Genomic DNA, 588 nt, shown 5'->3' with positions numbered 1-588 from the left:
ATGCCTGCACGCCGGCCGAGCGCACGCTGGTGATGCTGCTGGCGCTGCACGGCGAACCGCTCGGCAAGGTGCGGCTGCTGGAATGCCTGCGCACGCTGGGCGCCATCGGCGGCGCCATGCTCTTGCCGCGCCTGCGTGAAAGACTCTCCAGCGATCTGCTGGTGGCCGCCGACGTGGTGGAACCACGTTACTACCAGGCGATCCTCGATGGCGTAGCACAACATGGCCCCTATTTTGTTATCGCGCCGGGGTTGGCGATGCCGCACGGGCGCCCGGAAGAGGGCGTCAAGAAAACCGGCTTTGCACTGGTGACGCTGAAAAAACCACTGATTTTTAATCACGAAGATAACGACCCGGTCGACATCCTGATCACTATGGCGGCCGTTGACGCCGCCACCCACCAGGAAGTGGGCATCATGCAGATCGTTAATCTATTTGATGACGAAGCGAATTTCGACCGTTTACGCGCCTGCCGCACCGAGCAGGACGTGCTGGATTTAATTGAAAACGCCACCGCGGCGGCTGTTTAAGAGGGAGTTTATACGATGTCTCAGTTACCAATGTTGCAGGTTGCGCTGGATAACCAAA

General features: G+C 59.0%; 1 protein-coding gene. It reads left to right on the top strand.

Features of this window, described 5'->3' with window-relative positions; translation table 11 throughout:
• Window positions 1-530, top strand: a 530-nt coding sequence (gene ulaC, locus AACX88_RS17555; RefSeq protein ID WP_339394139.1) for a PTS ascorbate transporter subunit IIA, incomplete at its 5' end; no start/stop codon positions are given.
• Window positions 531-588 lie beyond the last annotated feature (58 nt).

It is taken from the genome of Brevibacterium metallidurans, assembly GCF_037101285.1.
Classification (GTDB): domain Bacteria; phylum Actinomycetota; class Actinomycetes; order Actinomycetales; family Brevibacteriaceae; genus Brevibacterium; species Brevibacterium metallidurans.
Note: the sequence above shows the minus strand (reverse complement) of the source record. Positions and strands in the feature narration are given on the sequence as shown.